Below are 22,305 nucleotides of genomic sequence, written 5' to 3' on the forward strand. Positions count from 1 at the left end.
ATGAGCGAGAGCCAGCGGATCAGCCCCGAAACGATCGAGGAGCGTCTCGAAGCGGTGACCGATCCCGAACTCGACCGCTCGATCGTCGAGCTGGACTATATAGTGGACATCGAGATCGAGGGCGGGTCGGTCGAGGTCGGGTTCGTCCTGCCGACCGCGTGGTGCTCGCCGGCGTTCGCGTGGATGATGATGGCCGACGCCCGCGAGGCCCTCGCCGACCATCCCGCGATTTCGGACGCGACCGTCCGCCTGGACGAGCACATGCACGCAGCGGAGATCAACGAGGGGGTAAACGGAGGGCTCGCCTTCGGGGAAGCCTTCGAGGACGCCGACGGCGAGGTCGAGGCCGTCCGCCGCGAACTCGACGGGAAGGCCCGCGTTGCACGCCAGTACCGAGCGACGGAGACCCTTCTGGAGGGCGGGCTGAAACCCGATCAGATCGCACGGCTTCGCCGCGAGGACCTCTCGATCGACGCCGAGGCGGGGCGGGCGACGGTGCGGGTGAACGCGACGCTGTCGGTCTGTGTCGACTCCCAGCCGCTCGAAGACTACCTCGAGAAAGCACTCACGACGGACGTCGCCGACGCACCGGAAAAACGGCTGTTCGCCACGCCGGAGGGCGAGGCCATCGCCCCCGAGGAGTTCGAGACGGTCCATCGGCGGGGCCGGCTGGCGACGACGAACATGAGCGGGCAGGGCCACGTCTGTGAGAGCCTCGGGGCGTCGCGGATCGGCTCGCAAAGCGACTGACCGGCTCAGGCCTTGCCGAGCCCGTAGCGACCCTCACTGACCCATGCGGATTTCTCCCAGCCACACTCGGGACAGGTGTCCTCGGTCCACTCGAATTCGGCACCACAGCGCTGACAGAGTGCGGTGTCGGGTTCGGTCCCGTGGGCCAGTCGTGGCTCGTCTTCGCCGGAAGTACTCTCGTCGCTCATGTAGTGGTGTTGGCAGGGGTCGGTAGTAAATGATGGGGTCCTCGTGGGGCCTAGAGATAGCCGAACAGCGCCATCCCGAGCCCCACCGCCCAGCCGGTGAGCCCGAGCGCGAGGAGTGCACGTCCCCGGGTGTCGCTGCGGGCCGCCCCTGCCGCGATCAGCCCGAGGGCGACGGTCAACCCGATCCGGTGGAGGAACAGCTCGATGGGAACCGCGGCGACTCCGAGCCCGGCGAAGTCCATCACGAACGCCGCCCCGAGACCGACGAGAGTGAAACCGAAGGCGGGCAGGGGTTCGAGCGACCGCCCGAGCAGGCCGACGATCCGCTGGAGGCCCACCAATCGGCCCGCGGCCTCGAACGGCCGGGCGAGGACGACCGCCACGATCGGCAGCCCGACGACCAGAACGGGATAGAGTACGGCGACGAACGTCTTCGGGGAAAGCAGGGGCACGGTCGCCTCCAGGAAGAGGCCGGCGCTTCGCACCCCGAGGTACAGCCCGCCGAGCGCCGCCGCAAGGACGAACCCCCGCGTGTTCGCGAGCGTCCACCCGAGCAGACGACGGGTCTCGCCGTACACCGCCCGGCGGGTCTCCCGGGTGAGGATGCCGATCAGTCCGAGAATCGCCACGCCGGTGCCCGAGGGAGCGCTCTCGAGTTCGATTACCGACAGCCAGCCGTCGCTGCCGCCCTCGTCGATCCCGTGGTGCTCACGGCGGACCTCCTCGACGTAGGGCTGGCCGATGAACTCCGATTCGAGGTCGTTTCGCGAGCTCTGCGTGCCGGTCACGGTGTGACGGAGGCGAAACCAGTCCCAGTACTCCTGATGGGTCTGGATCGCGGTCCAGTCGTCGCTCCGGGTCGTGTACGCGCGGATGTGGTGGCGGCTGCCGAGGTAGGTCCCCGCGTGGAGCTGATAGCCCTCGTCGATCCAGACGCCCCCGCCGCCGTGGGGCCCCGTGTCGACGTAGGTGTAGCGGGTCGAGCCGTGGGCGTCGTCCCAGTCGACCCCGCCGTCCTCGACGCTCACCTCGTAGGTTTCGGCTTCGACCGCCTCCTCGTCGGGGTCGGTCTCCTCCCATTCGAGTTCGGTTCGGTCGTCGAGCGCCTGCCGGACCCGGTCGTCCGAGCCGTGGACGATCATGTTGATCGCCAGCGTCCGCCCGTCGGCGCCCCGCTCGCGGCTGGTATACGGCCAGAGGTAACTGCCCCCTTCGGCGGGCTGGACGAGCCGCTCGCGCTCGAGCTTCTCCCGGTCGGTCGGCCCGCCCGTCAGGACCCCGAGCCCGCCGGCCACGAGGTAGCTGGCGACGAGCACGACCAGCCCGAGCAAAAGGAGCCGACGCCGGTTCATTGACGCTCCGTCGAATACCAGAGACGATGGATAAGCGTTGTGGTTCGTTTCGGTCGATCGCCGGACGGCTATCGGTCGCCGTGCTGAGGCAATCGCTGGGCGTCGGTGGCGTCGGTAGAAGGGTTGACCAGGAGGCTGGAGGGCCGAGGAACGGCCAGAGACCGGTCCCCATCGCCTGCCAGCTGCCGGCACTCGTGTCTCCGTCCGTGATAGTGGTGGTCCTTCCGGTAGATGATTCCGGTCAAAGAGACATGCGAGAAAAAGAGCGCTCGCCTCCGTTTCGCTCTGCCGTCCCGCCGGAGGGTGGTATCGCTGCCGCCCACTCTATCTATGGAACGATACGTTCTCCCGGGAGCGAATCGATCGGCGAGACGCCGCGGGTCGCGACCGGGAGTCAGTGATCGCTCTCGTGGGGGTTCGGTTCGACGCCGTAGTTCGCGGCGTGTTCGGTGTACTCGATAAACCGGGGCGCGTCGGGGTCGAACGGGCGTTCGAGCGACTCGAACGCCTGCTTCTTGTCCCAGCCCTGCAGTTTTCCGACTGCCGAGCGGTCCTCCAGGTCGTGATACTCGAGGTCCGGTTCCGTGAGTTCCCAGGCGTCCATCCCACGCTCGGTGCGGACGATCACGCTCGAGTACTCGTCGCTCGATCCCACAGAGCCGACGGTCAGATCCGCACAGTAGCCCGTGAAGTCCGCACACTCGTTGCAGCCCTTGAGGGTGGCGTCGTGGAACTCCGTGACGTCCTCGCGCAGGAGCAACTCGCCCTCGTGATCGTAGACGATCATGTCGCCGTGGAGTACGTCCATCTTCCCGATCTCGTCGGGGGAGATCCCACGCTTTTCTTCCAACTGCTCGCCGATGAGTCGGTGGTAGTTGAAGTTCTTCGTACACATCAGCGCGATCGTGTAGTCGATCGCGCGGACCCCTTCGTCCTGACCGCCGTACTCCCATTCGAACTCCTGTAGGGCGCGGATTCCCTCGATCTCACAGGGCGTGCCCACCATCGCGAGCGAGATGTCCTCCGGGTCCTTCTCGGGGAGTTTGTGCTCCCACTGGTCGAGGTCGAGGTTCCCGAGCGCCATCGTCTGGTTGTAGAAACTCCCCGCGTTGGCAATGACGTCCTCGGGAGTGGTCGCGAGGAAGCTTTCTGCCTTCCAGGGCTCCTCGTCTGACTCGGTCGCGATCAGCGCGCCGTCGATCTCACCCTTTTCCAGAAGCGTCGAGAGCACGCCCGTGACGACGCCGCCGTCCTGGGCGCCGTCGGTCCAGTCATCCTCGATGCGCGCGGAGAACTCCGTGATGGGGTCGCCCGCGCCCTTCACGTTGTCCTCGCCGCCCGTAACCACCCACTGGCGCTCGTAGCGCAGTCCCCCGCGGGGACAGAAGTCCCAGCACAGCGAACAGCCCGTACACATCTTGACGAGTTCGGGCAGGTCGTCGTCGCCGATCCCGATCGAATCGGAGGGACAGGCCGCAACGCAGGTCCCACACTGGATGCACCGCCCGTCGTCGATAACGGCCGTATCGAGCTCCATGAACCAGGTCTTCTCGTCGGGCGTCTCGATGTCGTTCATCTCCGAGCGGATCGAATCGGACGGGGTGTCGAGGTCGACACCCGCCGGGACGTTCACGCGCTCGGCCGGGTCGTCCTCTAGAGTCTGGCTCGTCCCCTCGCTCGGCGTCGTGAACTGCAGGTCCCCGAGGCGTCCATCAGGGCCGACGTTGACCGCGCCGCCACTACCGTCGGCGGCCACTTTCGAACCACCGCCACAGCTGCCATCCCCGCAGCCACAGTCGTCGACAGCGCGCTCCGTGGTCGTTTCGACCCCGCTCTCGTCGGCTCGCCGATAGCGGATCGGCTTCGCGTCGGGGTCGGTTCCCGTCGGGTTGCGTGGCCCGCTCGTCGGCGGGACGCTCGTTCCCGGGGTATCGGAATCGGGCACGCGGGGGAGCGGGCGCTCAGTCATCGGCGGCCACCCCCTTCGAGACGGGCGCATCCGCACCCTGCATCACCGCCCGCAGGCGGTCGTTCTCGACCTGCCGCGTCCACTCGTAGAAGCGCTCCCCGTCCTCGCGTTCCTCGGCGTACGCCGAAAAGAGCGTTTCGAGCGCGGGAATGACGGCATCGGCAGGAACGGCCGTCTCCACCCAATCGAGAAACGCGTTGTCGGTGCCGAGACTCCCCCCGAGGCCGAAGTCCATGCCCTCGACGATGTCGTCGGCATCTCCGTCGCCATCCGTGTCCAGTTGCACGGTCTCGCCGCGGAAGCCGATGTCCGCGATCTGGGGCTGGGCACACGAGGCCGAACAGCCGCTCATGTGCATTCGCACCACCTCGAGGTCCTCGGGCGTCTCGATGCGCTCGTCGAGTTCGCGTGCCCACCGCCTGACGCGGTTTTTCGTCTCGATGATGCCGTAGTTACAGAACTCGCTGCCGGTGCAGCCGACCGCCCCCCGCGAGAACGGGCCGGGATCGGGCTGGTAGTCGGCGGCGAAGGGTTCGTTGAGTAGGTCCTCGACGTTCTCCGCGGGGATATGGGTGATGAGGAAGTTCTGATCCGTAGCCAGCCGGACCGAACTCTCCTCGGTGCCGTACTCGCGGGCGGCGCGGGCGGCTGCGGCGAACTCCTCGCCGCCCATTCGTCCGGCGATCACGTTGAACCCGACGTAGTTCAATCCGGGCTCTCGCTGGTCGTGGACGCCGACGTGATCGCCCCGGTAGCCCTCGGTGAGGCCCTCGCCCCGTTCGCGCAAGTCGACCGAACACCGATCGCGGACGGCCGCCTCGAAGTTCTCGGGGCCGAGTTGCTGGACGAGATAGCGCATCCGACAGACCCCGCGGTTGTGCCGGTCGCCGAGCTCCTTGAACGTCTGGGCGACGGCACGACAGAACTCGACTGTGTCCTCCGGGCGCACGAAGACGTCGAGTTCCGAGGCCATGCGCGGGCCATCGGAGAGGCCGCCGCCGACGCGGGCGTGAAAGCCGTAGTGGGGTTCGCCGTCGATCCGTTTTCGGGCCGGCACCAGCCCGGCGTCGTTGATCTGCGATTGGGCACAGTCGTGTTTGCAGCCGGTGATCGTCATCTTGAACTTCCGGGGCAGGTTCGCGTATTCGCGATTGCCCGTGAAAAAGTCCGAGACTGCGTCGATAACGGGCTGGGCGTCGAAACACTCGTGATCGTCGAGACCGGCGGCCGGACAGCCGAGCACGTTTCGCGCGCCGTCGCCACAGCCCTGGATCGTCGTCAGCCCCACCTCGTCGTAGCGCTCCCAGATCTCGGGGATGTCCTCGATCTCGATCCAATGCGTTTGAACGTCCTGTCGGGTCGTGACGTCGAGGAAGGCGTCGCCCCACAGGTCGTTTTGCTCGCTGCCGCCGTATTCTTCGGGTGCGGTCGCGAACTCCGTGGCGACCTCGCCGATCACCTCGGCTTGCTCGGGGGTTAGTCGACCACCGGGGACCTTCGTGCGCATCATCAGATACCCCCGCTGGCGACCGTGGGTGTACATTCCGGTCCACTTCATGCGCTCCCAGACGCCCTCGCCCGCCCGCTCCTCGATCTCGTCGAACGACAGCCCCGCCGCGGCGTACTCGTGGACGTCCTCGACTGCGTCGAGGGGATGTTTCTCCCGTTTCCATTCCTCTACCGTGTTCACGTGAGGTCACCTCTGTGAGCGAACATGAGCCCGTCGGAGCAAACCCCGACGCTGATCATGCGAGCCACCTCCACCGAAGACGGGCAAGGGACGGCGTCGCCGCGACAGTGTTCATGTGCGCTCGCCCCGCCGCGAGCGCGGCGTCGATACTCGTCGGCGCGACCGTCGTCCCGACCCATCGAAGGATTGTGTCATGATCACAGCTCTCATGGATCTAGCAACCGTTACCGACGACATAGGTGTCCGCGTTGGGGCGAACCCTGTCACCGGTCGGCACTACCAGCGAAATTCACGGCTATCCGTGACAAGTGGCCTCATGGACCGAAGTAAGAGGATATATTTGCCTATTTCCGGGCGATCGTTCGCCGACGGCGAGCGGACCGGCTACCCGAGGAACCGCTTGAGGCGTGCGAACAGGCCCTTCGAGGGATCGCCGCCGAGCTGTTCTTGGCCTCTGGCGGGCTGTCGGTCGTCGGCCGCACTCTCCTCTGTGGTCTCGGTCTCGGTCTCGGTGCTTTCGGTGTCGGCTTCGATGGCGGCGGTCGACCCGCTCTCGGCCAGTTCGATGGCCTGCTCGATCAGCCCCTCGGCGTCGTTGACGCCGTCCTTGACCGTCCCGTTTACGAGGGGTTTGTCCTCGAACCGGTCGCGGTTGACCGACGTGTCGGCGGCGATGATCACCGCATCGGCGGCCGCGATCTCCTCGGTGGTGAGTTCGTCCTGAGTTCCCATGGCACCCTGCACCTCGACGGAGACGTCGTGGCCCAGGTCCTCCGCGGTGGTGCGGAGGTTCTCCGCAGCCATCTGGCTGTGGGCGATGCCTGTCGGACACGAGGTGATTGCGACGATCTTCATGGGTCGGTAAGTAGGTTCGTGACGTCCGCTCTTGTAGTTGTGGCCAGCGCGCGCTCGGCGAGGTCGTTCGCACGATCCGTCTCGACGGCCCCGACGTTCGCCTTGACCGCGGGGATCGTGACCGCGCTCATACTGAGTTCGTCGAGCCCCAGCCCGATCAGCAGCTCGGTCAGGTCGGGGTCGCCGGCCATCTCGCCGCACATACCGATCCACGCGTCGTTGTCGTGTGCGGCCTCGATACTCCGACGGATCGCTCGCAACACGGGCGGGTGAAGCGGATCGTGCAGATCCGCCACGCGCTCGTTTTCGCGCGCGGCGGCCATGACGTACTGTGCGAGGTCGTTCGTCCCGATGCTGAGGAAATCGACGCGGGAAGCGAGTTCCTCGGCCACGAAGACCGCCCCCGGCGTCTCGATCATGACCCCAAGTTCCGGTATCGCGTACTCCAGTCCCTCCGATGCCAGCGAGTCGGCGACGGCCTCGACCCTGTCGAGGGCACGGTCGAGCTCCTCGACGGTCGAGACCAGCGGGAACATGACGGCCAGATCGCCGCCCGCGACGGCTCCGGCCCGGAGCAGCGCCCGGAGCTGGGTCTCGAAGAGCTCTCTATCCGATCCCAGCGACCGGCGGATCCCCCGCTCGCCGAGGAAGGGGTTCTCCTCCGCGGGCAGGTCGAGGTACGGGATCTGCTTGTCGCCGCCGATGTCGAGGGTGCGGACGACGACCCGTCCCTCCGGGAAGGCTTCGAGCGCCTCGACGTAGCGCTCGTACTGTTCGTCCTCTGCGGGGGGCTCCTCGCGGTCGAGAAAGAGGAACTCCGTCCGGTAGAGGCCGATCCCGTCGGCGCCCTGCGAGACGGCCCCCTCCAGATCGGCGGCCCGGCCGACGTTCGCGGCGACCTCGATCTTCCGACCGTCGCTCGTCGCGACCCGCTCGCGGATGGCCGCCTCCTCCGGGCCGGCGCGAGCGTCCGCGACCCGCTCGTCGGTCGGATCGGCGGCGACGATACCCTCCTCACCGTCGACGACGATCCGCTCGCCCTCCTCGATCGACTCGAGGTCGGAGCCGACCCCGAGGACCGCCGGGATGGCGAGCGAGCGCGCGAAGATGGCCGCGTGTGAGGTCCGCCCGCCGGTGGCGGTCGCAAAGCCGGCCACGCGCTCGGGATCGAGCTGGGCGGTGTCGCTCGGGGTGAGCCGTTCGGCCAGCAGGATCGACCCTTCGGGGAGCTCCGCGAGATCGACCCGCTCGCCGCCGGTGAGCAGGCGGACGAGCCGGTCGCGCACGTCCCGCAGGTCGTCGGCGCGCTCGGCCGTCTGCCCGTCCATCCCCTCGAACTGGGCGATGGGGCCCTCGAAGGCCTCCCGGACGGCGCCCGCCGCGGGTGTCCCCCCCTCGATGGCCTCGGTGACCCCCGTCTCGATCTGGGGGTCGTCGAGGAACTGGCGGTGGGCGTCGAAGACTGCCGCCTCCTCCTCACCGACCCGTTCTGCAGTGCGCTCGCGCTCGGCGTCGAGCTCCTCGTGGGCACGCTCGCGGGCGGTTTCGAAGCGGTCTCGCTCGGCCTCGCGCTCGGCCTCCGGAACCGGTTCGCCGGATTCGTCGCCGGTCTCGGCCGGCCGGTACCAGACGACGCTCCCGACGCCGGTTCGGGGGGTCGCGCCGATTCCCTCGATGACGCGCTCGCTCATGACTCGCCTTCGGGCGTTGAGAGCACCCTCTCGAGGGCGTCGAGCGCCTCCTCGGCGTCCTCCCCTTCGGCGACGATCCGGAGGTGCTCGCCCTGTTTGACCCCGAGGCTCGTCACCGCGATCATGCTGCCGGCGTCGATGAGGTCCTCGTCCCCGTCCTCGGCGCTCCCGATCTTCACCGTCGCGTCGTGGTCGTTGGCTGTCTCGACGAACGTCGCGGCGGGGCGGGCGTGCAGTCCTGCTTCGGGGACGATCTCGACGGTCCGCTCGTGGGTTTCGCTCATGCGACTACCCCCAGAGTATAGCTCTGGTATAGTCGCATTCGCTCACTTCGTTCACTCATGCGACCACCTCCGGATCTTCGATCCGGCGTAGTCGCATTCGTTCGCTTACGCTCACTCATGCGACCGCCTCCTGAAGGACCGACTGGACGTCCGCGGGCGTCTCGGCGGCGTAGAGCCCATCCCGTACCTCCTCGTGCATCAGCGCCCGCGAGAGCGCGCTCAGGATCTCGAGGTGGTCCTCGCCACCGGACGCGGGGACGAGGATCAGGAACAGTAGCTTCGCGGGTTCGTCGTCCATCGACCCGAAGTCGACGCCGGACGACGAACGTGCGAAGGCAAGTGACGGGCGCTTGACGGCGTCGGTCTGGGCGTGGGGAATCCCGATTCCCATTCCGACGCCGGTCGTCGTCTGCTCTTCGCGTTCCAACAGCGCATCGAGCGCCCGCTCGCGATCGGAGACGCGCCCCGACTCGACGACCAGATCGAGCAGGTGCTCGATGCAGGCGTCCTTCTCTGCGGGCGGTTCCGAAAGCGAGATCTGTTCTTCGGGCAGCAGGTCGTCGATGTCCTCGTTGGTGATTGTCGAACTCATAGATGTGTATTAGTCGCTGGTTCGGGTTACGGTTTGTGTCTCCGTCTCGGTCGATCCGACGGTCTTCTCGAAGTCGTCTTTCAACAGCGTGGCGACCGTGGCGGTGATGACGGTTCCGAGTACGATACAGCCCAGGAACAACAGCACGCTGCTCGAGAGGAAGACGACGAAGATCCCGCCGTGGGGTGCGGGCATCGTCACGCCGAGCGAGAGCGCGGCCGCCCCGGCGACGGCGCTGCCCGCGACCGCGCTCGGGATCACGCGAAGCGGGTCGGCCGCGGCGTAGGGGATCGCCCCCTCGGTGATGAAGGCCAACCCGAGCGGAACGGCCGCCTTCGCGTTCTCGTACATCTCGGCGGTGTACTTCTGGGGGGCGATGAAGTTCGACAGCGCCAGCCCCAGCGGCGGGGTCATGCCGGCGATCATCACCGCCGCCATCGGCCCGTAGATCTGATCGGCGACCAGCACGGTCCCGAAGACGTATGCCACCTTGTTGATCGGCCCGCCCATGTCGGCGGCCATCATCGCCCCGAGGATCGCCCCGAGTAACAGCGCGTTCGTTCCTTCCAGTCCCGAAAGGAAGGACGTCAACGCGCTGTCAAGGAGCGCGATCGGAACGCCGAGGCCGACGATGACGACCGGCGCGAGCACGAGCGTCGTCACGACTGGGATGATCAATACCGGCATCATCGGCTCGATGAATCCCGGGACGCCGAGTCCCTTCAGCCACCGCGCGACGAAGCCCGCGAGCAATCCGGCGACGATCGCGCCCAAGAAGCCGGCGACTGCACCCTGTGCGTCGAACCCGACGAGCTGGCCCGCCGCGTCGATGATCGCCTCCTGTTGGATGACGTACGAGAGGACGAACCCCGGTGCGAGACCGGGCCGATCCGCCATCGCGTAGGCGATGTACCCGCCCAGAACGGGAATCATCAGCGTCAACCCGAACGAGCCGATCTGTGCGAAGAACCAGCCGACCGTTCCGGTCTGCTCGAACACCTGTTCGGTGTCCCCGAGCGCGAACCCCAACGCGAGGAAGATCCCGCCGATCGTTACGAACGGGATCATGAACGAGACCCCCGTCATGAGGTGTTCTTTCACGGCGGTGAGATACTGCCGTGCGCCCGCCTCCAGCGCCGCGTTATCCGGTGCCATATTCATCACCATCGTTCATCCTAATGTTCAAAAACGTTTTCGAATACGATTGTTTCTGATTGGATATTTGCGATCCAACGCAGGATGCGCAGTCCCAGTGGGAGGGGGAAACGATCAGACGACGTCGACGCCCGACCGATCGACGTCGGAGCGAACGCCCTCGAAGGGCGGGACGCCGGTTCCCGGGACGGAGACGACCCGGCTGGCGACCGCGACGCCAGTACGGAGGGCCGCCTCGTCCGACCGGCCGCGGTGGCGCTCGGAGAGCACCCCGGCCAGGAGCGCGTCGCCGGCGCCGACCGTATCAGCCACGTCGGCGTCGAGCGCCGGGACGTGAACGGCCCGATCCGGCGAGACCATGACCGCACCGTCCGATCCGAGGGAGGCGACGACGCGGTCGAACCCCCGATTTCGGAGGGAGCGAGCGGCCGCCACACACTCCTCGACGGTCGTCGTCGGCTCGCCCGTCGCCGCCGCGAGCTCCTCTCGGTTGGGTTTACAGAGCGCGTACGCCGCCTCGAGGCTCGATAGGAGCGGCCCGTCGACGTCGACGACGGTCTTCCACGGACCCGCCCGGGCGACGGCGTCGATCGCCCCGGCATCGAGCCCCGGCGGGAGGCTCCCCGCGACGAGGACCGTCTCCGGCTCGTAACGGCGGATCGTCTCGACGACGGCCTCGATCGCACCCGCCTCGACCGTCGGCCCGTCCTGATTGATCTTGTACTCCGCACCGGGCGTGAGGATCGTCGTGTTCAGTCGCGTTCCGTCGTCGATCTCGACGAAGTCGTTCGGGATCCCCCGCTCGTCCAGCGCCGTCGTCAGGAACCGGCCGAGGAAGCCGCCGACGTACCCGGACGCGAGGGTTTCTGCCTCCAGTTCAACGAGGTACTTCGAGACGTTGATCCCCTTCCCCCCGGGGTCGAACGTCGCGGCGTCGGTCCGGGCGACCGCGGCGGGTTCGAGCGCCTCGCCGAGTTCGAGCGTGTGATCGACGGCCGGGTTGAGCGTGACTGTGAGGATCATGGGTTGTCTCGTCCGGACACGAGGCGACGGGCGGGTTCGGCGAACGCCGCCGACCGCCATCGCCCCGCGACAGCATCGGTCGTATCTGTGCATCAGCGGCGACTAAACAGTTCCTGATATGATTTTTTCTGAATATATAGTTCAAAATTATCTGCGAACGGTTATCACTCGTGCCGAGAAAGGTCGAACTACCATGTTGCCCGCCGCCCGTCAGCGCCGTATCGTCGAGGTCGTCTCCGACCGCGGGGAATGTTCGGTCGCGGAACTCGCCGCCGAGATGGACTGCTCGAAGGCGACCATCCGTCGGGACCTACGCACGCTCGCGGACAAGCAGCTGATCGAACGCTCCCACGGTGGGGCCGTCCCCGCGAGCGCGATCGGGCGCGAGGAGACCTACGGCCAGAAGGAGGTCCAGCACCTCGAGGCCAAGGAGGCCATCGCGACGGCCGCCGTCGAGGAGATCCAGCCCGATCAGGTGGTCTTTTTCGATTCGGGCTCGACGACGATGGAGGTGATCACGCGCGCCCCGACCGACGAACCGTTCGTCGCGGTCACCAACTCCCCGCTGTTGGCCATCGAGGTCGGGACGGAGGACGTGCCGGTGAAGCTCACCGGCGGCTCGCTGCGTCGCCCGACCCGCGCGCTCGTCGGTCCCAGCGCCGAGCGGTTCATGGACCGGATGACGTTCGACCTCCTGTTTCTCGGGACGAACGCGATCGACCCCGAGGCGGGGCTGATGACGCCCAACGAGGAGGAGGCGCGGCTCAAGGAGCTGATGATCGAGAACTCCCGGCGCACCGTGCTGGTCGCGGACGGGTCGAAACTGGACGAGCGCAGTTTCATCCGCTTTGCCGACCTCGGGGATATCGACGCGTTCTACACCGACCGGCGGCTCTCGGCCGAGGCCCGCGAGGCGTTCGATACCGCCGACGTCGAGTTGATCGACGGCATCGACGAGTGAGGACGCCGTGGGTAAGCGCTCCATTACGGCCTTTCCAGGGTCGACCGCCCGGGCGCTCGCGTCGTGGCTCAGCATAACAATGTCCCGTCTGCCCGACCATAGGGTCGCTGGACGGTCGAACCAGCCCCACCACTCATGTACGAATGTGATCGCTGCGGCAAACGGTTCCTCACCGCCCGAGCGGAGCACGGCCACCGATCGATGTGTCCTGAGAACCCCGAACGGACCGTCAGCGAGCGGTGGGCCGGCCCCGTCCACGGGCGATGGGGGAGCGACGAACAGTGAGATCGATCGACGAACCCACACGGAGAGATGGTCGAGGCCGTCCTCGTTCCGACCGACGGTAGCGAGAGCGCCCGCCGATCCGAGGGGTACGCGGCCGACGTAGCACGCGCGTACGGCGCGAGCGTCCACGTCGTCCACGTCGTCGACCTCGTCGCGCTCGGATCGGTCGCGGAGATCGACCCGGCCAAGCGCGAGGGCCACGAACTCGTCGAGGCGGCCGCCGAGCGCGTCGCCGCACGCGGGGTTCGAGTCGTCCGGGCCGTCAGAACCGGCGTTCCTGCCCCCGTCATCCGGGAGTACGTCGCGGAGGCCTCGATCGACCTGATCGTCATGGGAACGCGGGGCCAAAGCGGACTCGAACGCCGCCTGCTCGGTGGCGTCACGAAGGGGGTCGTTCGCTCCGCCTCGGTCCCGGTGATGACGGTCGGTCCCGGGGCCGACCGCCCGGCCCACTACCCGTATCGACGGCTGTTGGTCGCGACCGACGGGAGCGACGCGGCGCTCGGCGCCGCCGAGGTCGGAATCGACTTCGCGCGGACGTACGAGGCGGGCCTCGACGTCCTCTCGGTCGTTCACGGCCGCCGGTCGAGCGGGGCCATCGAACGGATCGCGGCGGCGCGCGACGCGGTCACCGAGGTCGAGCGACTGGCCGCCGAGGCCGGCATCGAGGACGTCTCCCCGGTGATCGAGTACGGCATCCCCCATAGAACGATCACCGCCTCCGCCGACCGAAACGGGATCGATCTCGTCGTACTCGGTGCCTACGGTCGGACCGGCATCCGGCGCCACGTCCTCGGTAGCGTCGCCGAACGTGTCGTTCGTACCGCCCCGGTCCCGGTGCTCACCGTTCGTCCTCGTCAAGATAGCTAAAAATTTGTAGTGTTTTTGCCTCAAAATAAACCACCGGGAGATTTACAATAGTTTCACGCCTCGGGTGAGGTACCGGCAGCCGGTGTCGACCGGGCGATACCCGTTCGACGCAGTCAGCGGAGTCTATGGCCTCTCTGTGGACTCTCTGGACCCCCTGACCGTCGGCCTTTTGCGTCGATATCCGTCGAGTGGCGACGCCGACCGCCGCGTCGCTCGCCGTCGCCGTCGTTAATCACAACGTAAACCCGCCGACAGCGATCCGACTACCGGGAGTCGTCACATCGGATCGTCGAAGCGATCGAGCGAGAACAGATCGATCGGGTAGTCGGTGCGACCCTCGCTCGCCAGGTCGGCAAGCACCTCGCCGATCACGCTGGCGAACTTATAGCCGTGCCCGGTAAAGCCCGCCGCGAGGACGACCTGCGGGCACTCGGGGTGGCGGTCGATGACGAAGTGGCCGTCGGGGGTGTTCGTGAACAGACAGGTCGCGAGTCCCATCGTCGGGCCGGTCCCCGCCGGGAAGTACCGTTCTGCGAACTCCCGGAGCAGGCGTTCGTCCTCGGGTTCGGGCTCACGGTTCATCGAGTCGGGATTGACGTCCTCCTCGCGGTGCATGTAGCGGCCGAACTTGAACCCCGGGACCTTCACGATCGGCAGGCCGTAGAAGCGCCCCTCCTCGACCTGCAGGTTCCAGACCGGGAAGTTCTCGGGGGCGAACTGCGCGGGTTCGTCGGGTTGGAGCCACGCGAGGACCTGTCGTTGGGGGATCGCGATCCCGTCGAGGGCATCGACATGACGGGCGGCCCACGCGCCCGCGGTGATGACGAGGTTGTCGGCGGTGTACTCGCCCCGGTCGGTCCGTACGCGGACCCCGTCGCCCTCGGGTTCCCAGTCGGTGACGCGCTCGCGGGCCTGAATGCGCGCGCCCTCGCGTTGGGCCTCCATCGTGTGGGCGACGATCGCTCTCTCGGAGAGGACGTACCCCCCGTTTGGCTGGTAGACCGCCATGTGGTCGTCGGGGATGTCGTAGCCGGGATAGCGCTCGTTGACCGCTGCTCCAGTGAGGACCTCGTGGTCGATGTCGTACTCCTCACAGGAGCGACGCGAGCCCTCGAAGAGGGGGTCGTCGGCGGGCGCGGCGTCGATCGAGCCCGTCTCGAAGAGCAACTGCTCGCCGTGGCGGGTCCCGATCTCCTCCCAGAGTTCGTAAGCACGCCGGATCAGGGGGACGTACGCGGGGTCCTCGTAGTACGCGAGCCGGATGATCCGCGAGACGCCGTGTGAGGACCCCATCGCGTGGGGGACGTCGAAGCGTTCGAGTCCGAGGACGTCCCGGCCGCGCTCTGCGAGCCGGTAGCTCGTCGCACTGCCCATACCGCCGACGCCGATAACGATGTCGTCGTAGTGGTCCGTCATTCTGATCTCCGTGTCCGTCCTGATACAGCGCGAGGCCGACGATAAACGTTGGTGGGTCTCGACAGGTCCCCCGAGCGGGCCAGGACGTTATGACTGTCTGACCTGTCCCGTTCGAAACGACGTGACCGGGACCGTCGCTCCCCGGACGACCCGTTCGGTCGTCGTCCCCAGTATCCCGCCGAACCGGCCCCGATAGCCCGATACCATCACGATCAGGTCCAACGCTTCCCTGTCGGCGTAGTTGATGATCCCCTCGGGGATCGAGCCCTGTCTGATCGCGGTGACACACTCGACATCGGCCGCCGCCGCCATCTCACAGACCCCCTCGGTGACGTCCTCCCCGTATTTCCTGTACTCCGCTTTCATCTCGTCTTCGTCCCCGTAGATGTACGGCGTCCGGGGGGTCCCGGGCAGGTCCATGACGTACAGTGCGTGAACCGTCGCGTCGAGTGCAGCCGCGAGCTCGATCGCGTGCTCGGCCGCTCGCTTGGATTTCCGCCCACCGTCGGTTGGAACCAAAATATCGTTATACATCGGTACTGTTCCTGTTACACGATATCGTTCCGTGATCGGTAATAAGCGTTTCCCACCGGTGTGTCTCCCGGACGGCACCGACATCCCCGTCGACGACCAGTACATCCGTGACCGATTCGGGAGGATCGGTCCGCCGTTCTCACGGTTCGCACTGGGTAAGCTTTATAATTGTTAACCGAAACTACCACACATAGCGTGAGTGAGATATATGATAACACGCATAGATCCTACGCGAGTGTATTCATGGGGAACGAGTGGAAGATGAACGCCTCGATACGCGAGTCCACAGGGGGGACGACGGAACCGGGCGGAAGACGACGGCCAAGACCGATGGACGGACGGGCACAGACGGGCAAGACGTGTAACGAGGGGCGTGAGTGATCATGGCTGACAGCGATCCGAACTCGCTTCAACAGGACGTATTCTACGCCGATACCGATCACGAACCGGGCGATGACAACGTCCAAAAGTGGGGGTTCGACGTTCACCCGGTCGTGTTCGGCGTCTCAGCCGGGTTGATCCTGCTGTTCGTCGTACTGACCCTACTGTTCTAGGAACAGGCGGCGGCGGCGTTCGCACAGACCCAGGCCGGCATCGCCGAGTACATGGGCTGGTTCTACATCCTCTGTGCGAACGTGTTCATCGGGGTCGTGTTGTACTTCGGTCTCGGGAAGTACGGAAACATCCGGATCGGCGGCCCGACCCAGGAACCGGAGTTCAGCGATTTCTCCTGGCTGGCCATGCTCTTCAGCGCGGGCATGGGGATCGGACTCATGTTCTGGAGCGTCGGTGAGCCGATCTGGCACTACAGCGCACCGCCCTTCGGCGAGGCCGAAACGGCCGCGGCAGCCGAGACGTCAATGGTCGCGACGTATTATCACTGGGGAATTCACCCGTGGGCGATCTACGGGCTGGTGGCGCTCGGACTGGCGTTTTATGCCTACAATCGGGGGTTGCCCCTGACGTTTCGCTCGCTCTTTTGGCCCCTGCTCGGCGAGCGGATCTACGATTGGCCGGGCCACCTCGTCGACACCCTCGCCGTCTTCGCGACGGTGTTCGGCCTCGCGACGTCGCTTGGGTTGGGTGCCGGTCAGATCAACGCCGGCCTCAACATCGTCTCCGGGCAGTACCTCGGCACCGCCGTCCCCGTCGGGACGACCGTTCAAGTGGTTCTCATCGCGGTCATCACGTCCTTCGCGGTCGTGTCGGTCTGGGCCGGGTTGGACAAGGGGGTCCGCCGACTGAGCCAGCTGAACGTCTACCTCATGTTTACCTTGCTCGGGGTGATCGTGATCATCGGTCCGACGCTCTTTATCTTCGATACGTTCGTCCAGACGCTTGGCTCGTACCTCAATCGGCTCCCTGAACTGGCGTTCTGGACCGCGAGCTACGAGGGCGGGAGCGGCGGGTGGCAGGCCAGTTGGACCATCTTCTACTGGGGCTGGTGGATCGCGTGGTCGCCGTTCGTCGGGATGTTCATCGCCCGGATTTCGAAGGGACGGACCGTCCGCGAGTTCGTCCTCGCCGTCCTGTTGTTGCCGGCGCTGTTTTCGTTTATCTGGATGTCGGCGTTCGGCGGCACGGCCTTGCACTTCGAGCTGTTTACCCAGTCGTCGATCATCGAGGCTGTTCAGGCCGACGAGGCGGTCGCGATGTTCGAACTGTTCGCGCTGTTACCGCTGACGCTCGTGCTTTCTGCGGTCGCCATGGTCCTCGTCGTCTCCTTTTTCGTCACCTCCTCTGATTCGGGCTCGCTGGTGTTGGGCAGTATCACCGCCGGCGGACAGGACGACGCCACCCGGAACCTGCGGGTCTCGTGGGCCGTCTTCGAGGGGATTTTGGCCGCCGTGTTGCTCATCGGTGGCGGGTTGGGAGCGCTCCAGACCGCCTCGATCGCGACCGGACTTCCCTTTGCCTTCGTGTTGCTGTTCATCTGTTATACCCTCTGGGTCGGGCTCGCAAGCGAGTATCGCCTCCTGCAGTCTCGCGAGGTCGAACGGCGGATCCGCAGTATGGACGACGACGTGCTACCGGAATCGATGTCGGGGCCCTCACCGACCGACGATGACTGAGGCCGACTGCCGATCGGCCTTTAGCGAGCGTTGACGACCTCGACGGTGTATCCGTGGTCCTCGATCGTTTCCGTGATCGCTCGCGAGTGACTCGCCCCGCTTGTTTCGATCCGGAAGACGAGGTAGGCCTCGCCGACGTCCAGATCCTCGACCGCGCGCTCGTGGCGCACCGTTCGGATGTTGGCGTCGTGTTCGGAAAGCAGCGTCGAGATATCGGCCATCCGGCCCGGAACGTCGTCGATGCGCACCCGCAGGTGCACCAGCTGCCGGCGGTCGGTCAGCGCGTGGACGAGGACGGTCCGGAGCATCGTCATGTCGAGGTTCCCGCCACACAGAAGCGGCATGACGGTTTCGCCACGCACGTCGAGGTCCCCCGAGAGCATCGCCGCGACCCCGGCCGCACCCGCCCCTTCGACGAGCTGCTTGGCGCGTTCGAGCAACAACAGGACCGCGCGCGCGATCTGGCCGTCCGAGACCGTAACGATCTCGTCGACGTGTGTTTCGATGAGCCCCAGTGTGAGATCGGAGACCCCGCCGGTGGCGATCCCGTCGGCGATGGTGTCGACCGCCTCCAGCGTCTGAGGAGCCCCCTTATCGAGGCTCTCGGGGACGGTCGCGGCCTTCTGTGCTTGGACGCCGACGATCCGGACCTCGGGCGCGAGTTCCGAGAACGCAAGCGAGATCCCCGAAATCAGCCCGCCCCCGCCGATGGGGACGATCACGGTGTCGACGGCGGGGCAGTCCTCGACCATCTCCACTCCCAGCGTACCTTGCCCGGCGACGATGTCGGGGTCGTCATAGGCGTGGACGAACGTCGAATCGCCGCCGGCGGCGAGCTCCTGCGCGTGGGCCATCGCTGCCTGGAAGTCCTTTCCGTGGAGCTCGACCGTCGCGCCGTAGCCGCGGGTCGCGTCGATCTTCGTCTGGGGGGCGGTCTTCGGCATAACGATCGTCGAGTCTACTCCGAGAGTGCTCGCCGCCAGCGCGACCCCCTGGGCGTGATTGCCCGCGCTGGCGGCGACCGCGTGTTCGACCTCGTCCGCGGCGACCGCCTGCGAGAGCTTGTTGTACGCCCCGCGCGTCTTGAACGAGCCCGTCCATTGGAGGTGTTCCATCTTCAGGTGGACATCGGCGTCGACCATCCCCCCGAGGGAGGTGCTTCGTTCGACGGGCGTTCGCTTGACCACGCTCTCGTCGTCGAGGCGGTCCCCGGCGGCCTCGATGTCCGCGAAGCTGACACCCACCATCAGCGGATGATCTTCTCCCGGTCGGAATCGAACAGCGGCTCCTCGGCGACCGTCACGGGGTAGCGCTTGCCCTCGAACTCGGTTTCGAGGGCGACGCCAGCCTCCGCGTACTCGGGTGGGAGGTAGCCGTAGGCGATACCGGCGTCGATGCTGTAGCCGTAGTCTGCGGCCTTCACGTGGCCGAGGACCTCCTCGCCGTCGAGGATCGGCGTGCCGCCGTCGACGATCTCACCGTCCCTATCGAACGTCATCGGGACGATCTCGCGGTCGAGATCCGTCTCTCTCGCCTCGACGAGCGCATCCCGCCCGATGAAGTCGGTATCAGTATCGACCGCGAAGCCGATCCCCGCCTCGTCGGGGTCGTGTTCGGGCGTGAGGTCGGTCCCCCACAGCCGGTAGCCCTTCTCCAATCGAAGGGACCCGAGGAAGGCGCCGTTGCCGAGCGCGACCATGTCGTGTTCTCTTCCCTGTTCCCAGATGAGGTCCCAGAGCCGCCCGCCGTACTCGGTGGGCGCGTACAGCTCCCAGCCCAGTTCGCCGACATACGAGACCCGCAGTGCGAGGACGGGGATGGAATCGATGTAGAACTCCTTGGCGCGGAAGTAGCCGAAGGCGTCGTTCGAGAGATCCTCCTCGGTCAGCGGCTGGAGCACCTCCCGCGCGTTGGGTCCCCAGACGCCCAGTCCACACTGATCGGAGACGTGGGCGTCGATCCGCACGTCGTCGGGCGCGTGCTCGCGGATCCAGCGGGTGTGCTCGGTCGCCGACGCGCCGCCACCGGTCGTTGCCACGAAGCGGTTCTCGCCCAGCCGGGTGACCGCCATGTCCGCCAGCACCCCGCCGTCGTGATCGAGCATCGGGCTGTAGCGCACCTGGCCGACCGAGCTGTCGAGGTCGTTCGCGAACAGGTGCTGGACGCAATCGAGCGCCCCCTCGCCGGTGATCTCGATTCCCGTGTACCGCGAGAGGTCGTAGATCCCGACGCCGTCTCGAACGGCCTGGTGTTCGGCCCCCTGAATGGGCGACCAGCCCTGCGAGAGCCAACCCGACCGGTCGGGCACGTCGTACTCCTCGAGTAGGGACTCATTATCGCCGTACCACTGGGGGACCTCCCAGCCACCCGCCTCGAAGAACTCGGCCCCGAGTGCCTTCTGGCGTTCGTAGAAGGGGCTGCGGCGCAGGCCGCGCTGCTCGACGGGCTGTTCGTTCGGGTGGAGCAGCTGGTAGACCTCCTGGTACTGCTGGCCGCCGCGGGCGTACGAAAAGGCCCGGCTACCCGAATGGGGCTGGAACCGCTCGATGTGCGCCCCGCTGATGTCGACCTTCGTGCCATCCAATCGGGGAACGCCCTCGTCCATCAACGAGGCGACGACGCTGCCGACACCGCCCGATTGGGTCACCCAGACCGCAAGCGCCCACCACAGCCCGTCGATATCCTCCGTCTCGCCGAGGATCGGCATTCCGTCCGGCGTAAAGGAGAACATCCCGTTGAACGCGCGCTCGAACCCGACCTCGTCGAAGGCGGGGACGAGTTCGCGGGCGGCGTCGTAGGCGGATTTGTCGATGTCCGGGTGGGTCGGCTCGTAGAAGTGTTCCTCGGTGAACTCCCGGATCGAGGGCATCTCCTCGGCCTCCTCGGGCGCGCGGATGTCCTCGGGGTCCACCAGGAGAGGCTCGTGATCGTACGAGCCGATCCCGTACGAGTCGCCGTGCTGGCGGAAATAGAGGGAATAATCTTGGTGGCGCAGGATCGGCTGTTCGAGCTCCTCGCTCGCGCCCGCGAGTTTCTCCATGGGTTCGCTCACGAGGTACTGGTGGGCACAGGGGACCAGGGGAACGTCGACGCCGACCATCTCGCCGAACAGCGGCCCCCAGATGTTCGTCGCCACGAGCACCTCCTCCGCTTCGATGCGCCCGTTGTCGGTGACGACCGCTTCGACTCCGTCACTACCGGTCTCGACGTCGGTGACGGTGGTGTGGCCGTAGAACTCCGCGGCACCCCTATCCTCGGCCGCGTGGGCCATCGCCGCCGAGGCATCGACCGCGTGAGCCTTGCCGTCACTCGGAACGTAGTAGCCGCCGTGGATAACCGAGGAATCGATCTGCGGGATCTCCGCGGCGACCTCGTCGGGTGAGAGCAGCTCGCCACCCTCGACCCCCCACGAGCGGCCGTATTCGCGCTTTCGCTGCAGGTAGTCCCACCGTTCCTCGGTGTAGGCGACCTCGATACCGCCACAGTCGGCGAAGCTATCGAGGTCGCCGTAGAGGTCGACGGTGTACTGTGCGAGCCGGCTCATCAGTTCGTTCTCGGTCGTCTGAAAGACCAGTCCCGGGGCGTGGGAGGTCGATCCGCCCGTCTCGAAGAGGGGCCCCTGGTCGACGACGACGATTTCCTCGCGGCCCTGCTCGGCGAGGTGGTAGGCGGTGCTACAGCCGACGCAGCCGGCTCCGATGATGACGGTTTCGGCACTCCGTGGGAGCGTCTCGGCGCTCATATGCACTGTGGTCGTCCCACCAGCACATTAAGTGTCACGGTCACACGGCTCACGACCGTGGCTCGGTTCCGTTCCCGGCGAGTTCGCGTTCGAGGTCGCGGGCGGTCTCGACGACGAGTTCGGCGGCCGCCGTCTCGAGGCCCTCGCTCTCGCGCCGATAGGTCGGAACGGACATACCCAGTGCTCCCAGGGGCGACCCGTCGGGGTTCGCAACGACGACCCCGACCGCACACAAGCCGTCGACGTACTCCTCGTCCGCGACCGCGTACCCGCGCTCGCGCGTGCGGTCGAGATCGGCGGCGAGCGCCTCCCGGTCGGTGATCGTATTCGCCGTGCGCGCGGGCAGTCCCCAGCGATCGAGGACGGCTTCGATGCGCTCGTCGGGCAACGCCGCGAGCAGCGCCTTCCCGGCTGCCGTACAGTGCATGTGGTAGTACGTCCCCGAGTGCGAGAGGTCGCTGCTCGACGTGACGAGGTCCTCCCGATAGCTGTTCTGGGGATGGTACGACTCGTAGACCGTGATCGTCCGCCCGTCGTTTTCGACGACGAAATCGGCCTCCTCGTCGGTTCGCTCCGCGAGCTCCCGGACCGCGCGGCCGGCCAGCCGATAGCCCCGCTTTCGCAGGCGGGCGTACTCGCCGTGGTGATGGAACTTCAGCCCAATATGATATCGTTCGCCCTCCTTTTCGAGATAACCGTGCGAGGCGAGGGTTCTCAGGTGCTTGTAGACGGTGCTCTTCGCGAGGCCGAACTCCGCGACGAGTTCCGCAAGCGTCGCCCCATCCCGGCGTTGGATCGCCTCCACGATGGCGAACGACCGCTCGGTCGTCCGCACCCCGTCAGGCACGTGGTCCGTTGACATACGACTCGATGCAC

Annotated in this window: 19 protein-coding genes and 1 pseudogene; 5 read left to right on the top strand and 15 right to left on the bottom strand. The window is 66.5% G+C overall.

The window, feature by feature from the left end:
* Positions 1-750, top strand: coding sequence for an iron-sulfur cluster assembly protein (locus tag HACJB3_RS09820; protein WP_008417091.1), 750 nt, complete (start codon positions 1-3; stop codon positions 748-750).
* A gap of 5 nt (positions 751-755) precedes the next feature.
* Here HACJB3_RS09820 and HACJB3_RS09825 read toward each other — a convergent pair whose 3' ends face one another.
* The 10 genes from HACJB3_RS09825 to pfkB all read right to left on the bottom strand — a co-directional run bounded on the left by HACJB3_RS09825 (position 756) and on the right by pfkB (position 11,549).
* Positions 756-938: a hypothetical protein gene (locus tag HACJB3_RS09825; protein ID WP_008417090.1), complete on the bottom strand. Its 183-nt coding sequence runs from the start codon at positions 936-938 to the stop codon at positions 756-758.
* A 50-nt stretch (positions 939-988) separates the two neighbouring features.
* Positions 989-2,290: a hypothetical protein gene (locus HACJB3_RS09830; RefSeq protein ID WP_008417088.1), complete on the bottom strand. Its 1,302-nt coding sequence runs from the start codon at positions 2,288-2,290 to the stop codon at positions 989-991.
* A 394-nt stretch (positions 2,291-2,684) separates the two neighbouring features.
* Positions 2,685-4,259, bottom strand: a complete 1,575-nt coding sequence (locus HACJB3_RS09835; protein ID WP_008417087.1) for a Coenzyme F420 hydrogenase/dehydrogenase, beta subunit C-terminal domain — start codon at positions 4,257-4,259, stop codon at positions 2,685-2,687.
* Positions 4,252-5,949 (bottom strand): nitrite/sulfite reductase, encoded by a 1,698-nt coding sequence (locus tag HACJB3_RS09840; protein WP_008417086.1) that lies wholly within the window; start codon positions 5,947-5,949, stop codon positions 4,252-4,254. Before HACJB3_RS09840 ends, HACJB3_RS09835 begins: the two co-directional genes overlap by 8 nt.
* A gap of 384 nt (positions 5,950-6,333) precedes the next feature.
* Positions 6,334-6,804 carry a PTS fructose transporter subunit IIB gene (locus tag HACJB3_RS09845; RefSeq protein ID WP_008417085.1) on the bottom strand — a complete coding sequence of 157 codons (471 nt, stop codon included), beginning with the start codon at positions 6,802-6,804 and terminating at the stop codon, positions 6,334-6,336.
* Positions 6,801-8,495: a phosphoenolpyruvate--protein phosphotransferase gene (gene ptsP, locus HACJB3_RS09850; protein ID WP_008417084.1), complete on the bottom strand. Its 1,695-nt coding sequence runs from the start codon at positions 8,493-8,495 to the stop codon at positions 6,801-6,803. The genes HACJB3_RS09845 and ptsP overlap by 4 nt, the downstream gene beginning before the upstream one ends.
* Entirely contained in the window at positions 8,492-8,779 is a 288-nt protein-coding gene (locus HACJB3_RS09855; protein ID WP_008417083.1) for an HPr family phosphocarrier protein, read from the bottom strand. The genes ptsP and HACJB3_RS09855 overlap by 4 nt, the downstream gene beginning before the upstream one ends.
* Positions 8,780-8,894: 115 nt before the next feature.
* Positions 8,895-9,371, bottom strand: a complete 477-nt coding sequence (locus tag HACJB3_RS09860) for a PTS sugar transporter subunit IIA (protein WP_008417082.1) — start codon at positions 9,369-9,371, stop codon at positions 8,895-8,897.
* 9 nt (positions 9,372-9,380) lie between these two features.
* Positions 9,381-10,526 carry a PTS fructose transporter subunit IIC gene (locus tag HACJB3_RS09865; RefSeq protein ID WP_008417081.1) on the bottom strand — a complete coding sequence of 382 codons (1,146 nt, stop codon included), beginning with the start codon at positions 10,524-10,526 and terminating at the stop codon, positions 9,381-9,383.
* Between the two features lie 114 nt (positions 10,527-10,640).
* Positions 10,641-11,549 carry a 1-phosphofructokinase gene (gene pfkB / locus HACJB3_RS09870; RefSeq protein ID WP_008417080.1) on the bottom strand — a complete coding sequence of 303 codons (909 nt, stop codon included), beginning with the start codon at positions 11,547-11,549 and terminating at the stop codon, positions 10,641-10,643.
* A 193-nt stretch (positions 11,550-11,742) separates the two neighbouring features.
* Here pfkB and glpR point away from each other — a divergent pair, with 193 nt between their 5' ends.
* From glpR to HACJB3_RS09880, 3 genes are all read left to right on the top strand, one after another.
* The gene (gene glpR, locus HACJB3_RS09875) at positions 11,743-12,510 is read left to right on the top strand and encodes an HTH-type transcriptional regulator GlpR (protein WP_008417078.1); all 768 of its coding nucleotides are present in this window, start codon (positions 11,743-11,745) and stop codon (positions 12,508-12,510) included.
* A gap of 135 nt (positions 12,511-12,645) precedes the next feature.
* Positions 12,646-12,795: a hypothetical protein gene (locus HACJB3_RS20185; RefSeq protein WP_008417075.1), complete on the top strand. Its 150-nt coding sequence runs from the start codon at positions 12,646-12,648 to the stop codon at positions 12,793-12,795.
* Positions 12,796-12,822: 27 nt separating this feature from the next.
* Positions 12,823-13,665, top strand: coding sequence for a universal stress protein (locus HACJB3_RS09880; protein ID WP_008417074.1), 843 nt, complete (start codon positions 12,823-12,825; stop codon positions 13,663-13,665).
* A 276-nt stretch (positions 13,666-13,941) separates the two neighbouring features.
* Here HACJB3_RS09880 and solA read toward each other — a convergent pair whose 3' ends face one another.
* On the bottom strand, positions 13,942-15,081 hold the full coding sequence (solA, locus tag HACJB3_RS09885) for an N-methyl-L-tryptophan oxidase (protein ID WP_008417073.1): 1,140 nt from the start codon (positions 15,079-15,081) through the stop codon (positions 13,942-13,944).
* A gap of 87 nt (positions 15,082-15,168) precedes the next feature.
* Positions 15,169-15,615: a universal stress protein gene (locus HACJB3_RS09890; protein ID WP_008417071.1), complete on the bottom strand. Its 447-nt coding sequence runs from the start codon at positions 15,613-15,615 to the stop codon at positions 15,169-15,171.
* Positions 15,616-15,998: 383 nt separating this feature from the next.
* Between HACJB3_RS09890 and HACJB3_RS09895 the strand changes: the two are divergent.
* Positions 15,999-17,687, top strand: a pseudogene (locus HACJB3_RS09895) (BCCT family transporter).
* 20 nt (positions 17,688-17,707) lie between these two features.
* Here HACJB3_RS09895 and ilvA read toward each other — a convergent pair.
* Genes ilvA through HACJB3_RS09910 form a run of 3 tightly spaced genes read right to left on the bottom strand, consistent with a single transcriptional unit; the run spans position 17,708 to position 22,291 of the window.
* A complete protein-coding gene (ilvA, locus tag HACJB3_RS09900; RefSeq protein ID WP_008417068.1) occupies positions 17,708-18,934 on the bottom strand; it encodes a threonine ammonia-lyase in 1,227 nt (408 codons plus the stop codon).
* Positions 18,934-21,429: a GcvT family protein gene (locus tag HACJB3_RS09905; RefSeq protein ID WP_008417067.1), complete on the bottom strand. Its 2,496-nt coding sequence runs from the start codon at positions 21,427-21,429 to the stop codon at positions 18,934-18,936. The genes ilvA and HACJB3_RS09905 overlap by 1 nt, the downstream gene beginning before the upstream one ends.
* A gap of 49 nt (positions 21,430-21,478) precedes the next feature.
* Complete coding sequence (locus HACJB3_RS09910) at positions 21,479-22,291, bottom strand: IclR family transcriptional regulator (RefSeq protein WP_008417066.1); 813 nt, start codon at positions 22,289-22,291, stop codon at positions 21,479-21,481.
* Positions 22,292-22,305: the final 14 nt, after the last annotated feature.

Origin of the sequence: Halalkalicoccus jeotgali B3 (assembly GCF_000196895.1) — an archaeon.
GTDB classification, from domain to species: domain Archaea; phylum Halobacteriota; class Halobacteria; order Halobacteriales; family Halalkalicoccaceae; genus Halalkalicoccus; species Halalkalicoccus jeotgali.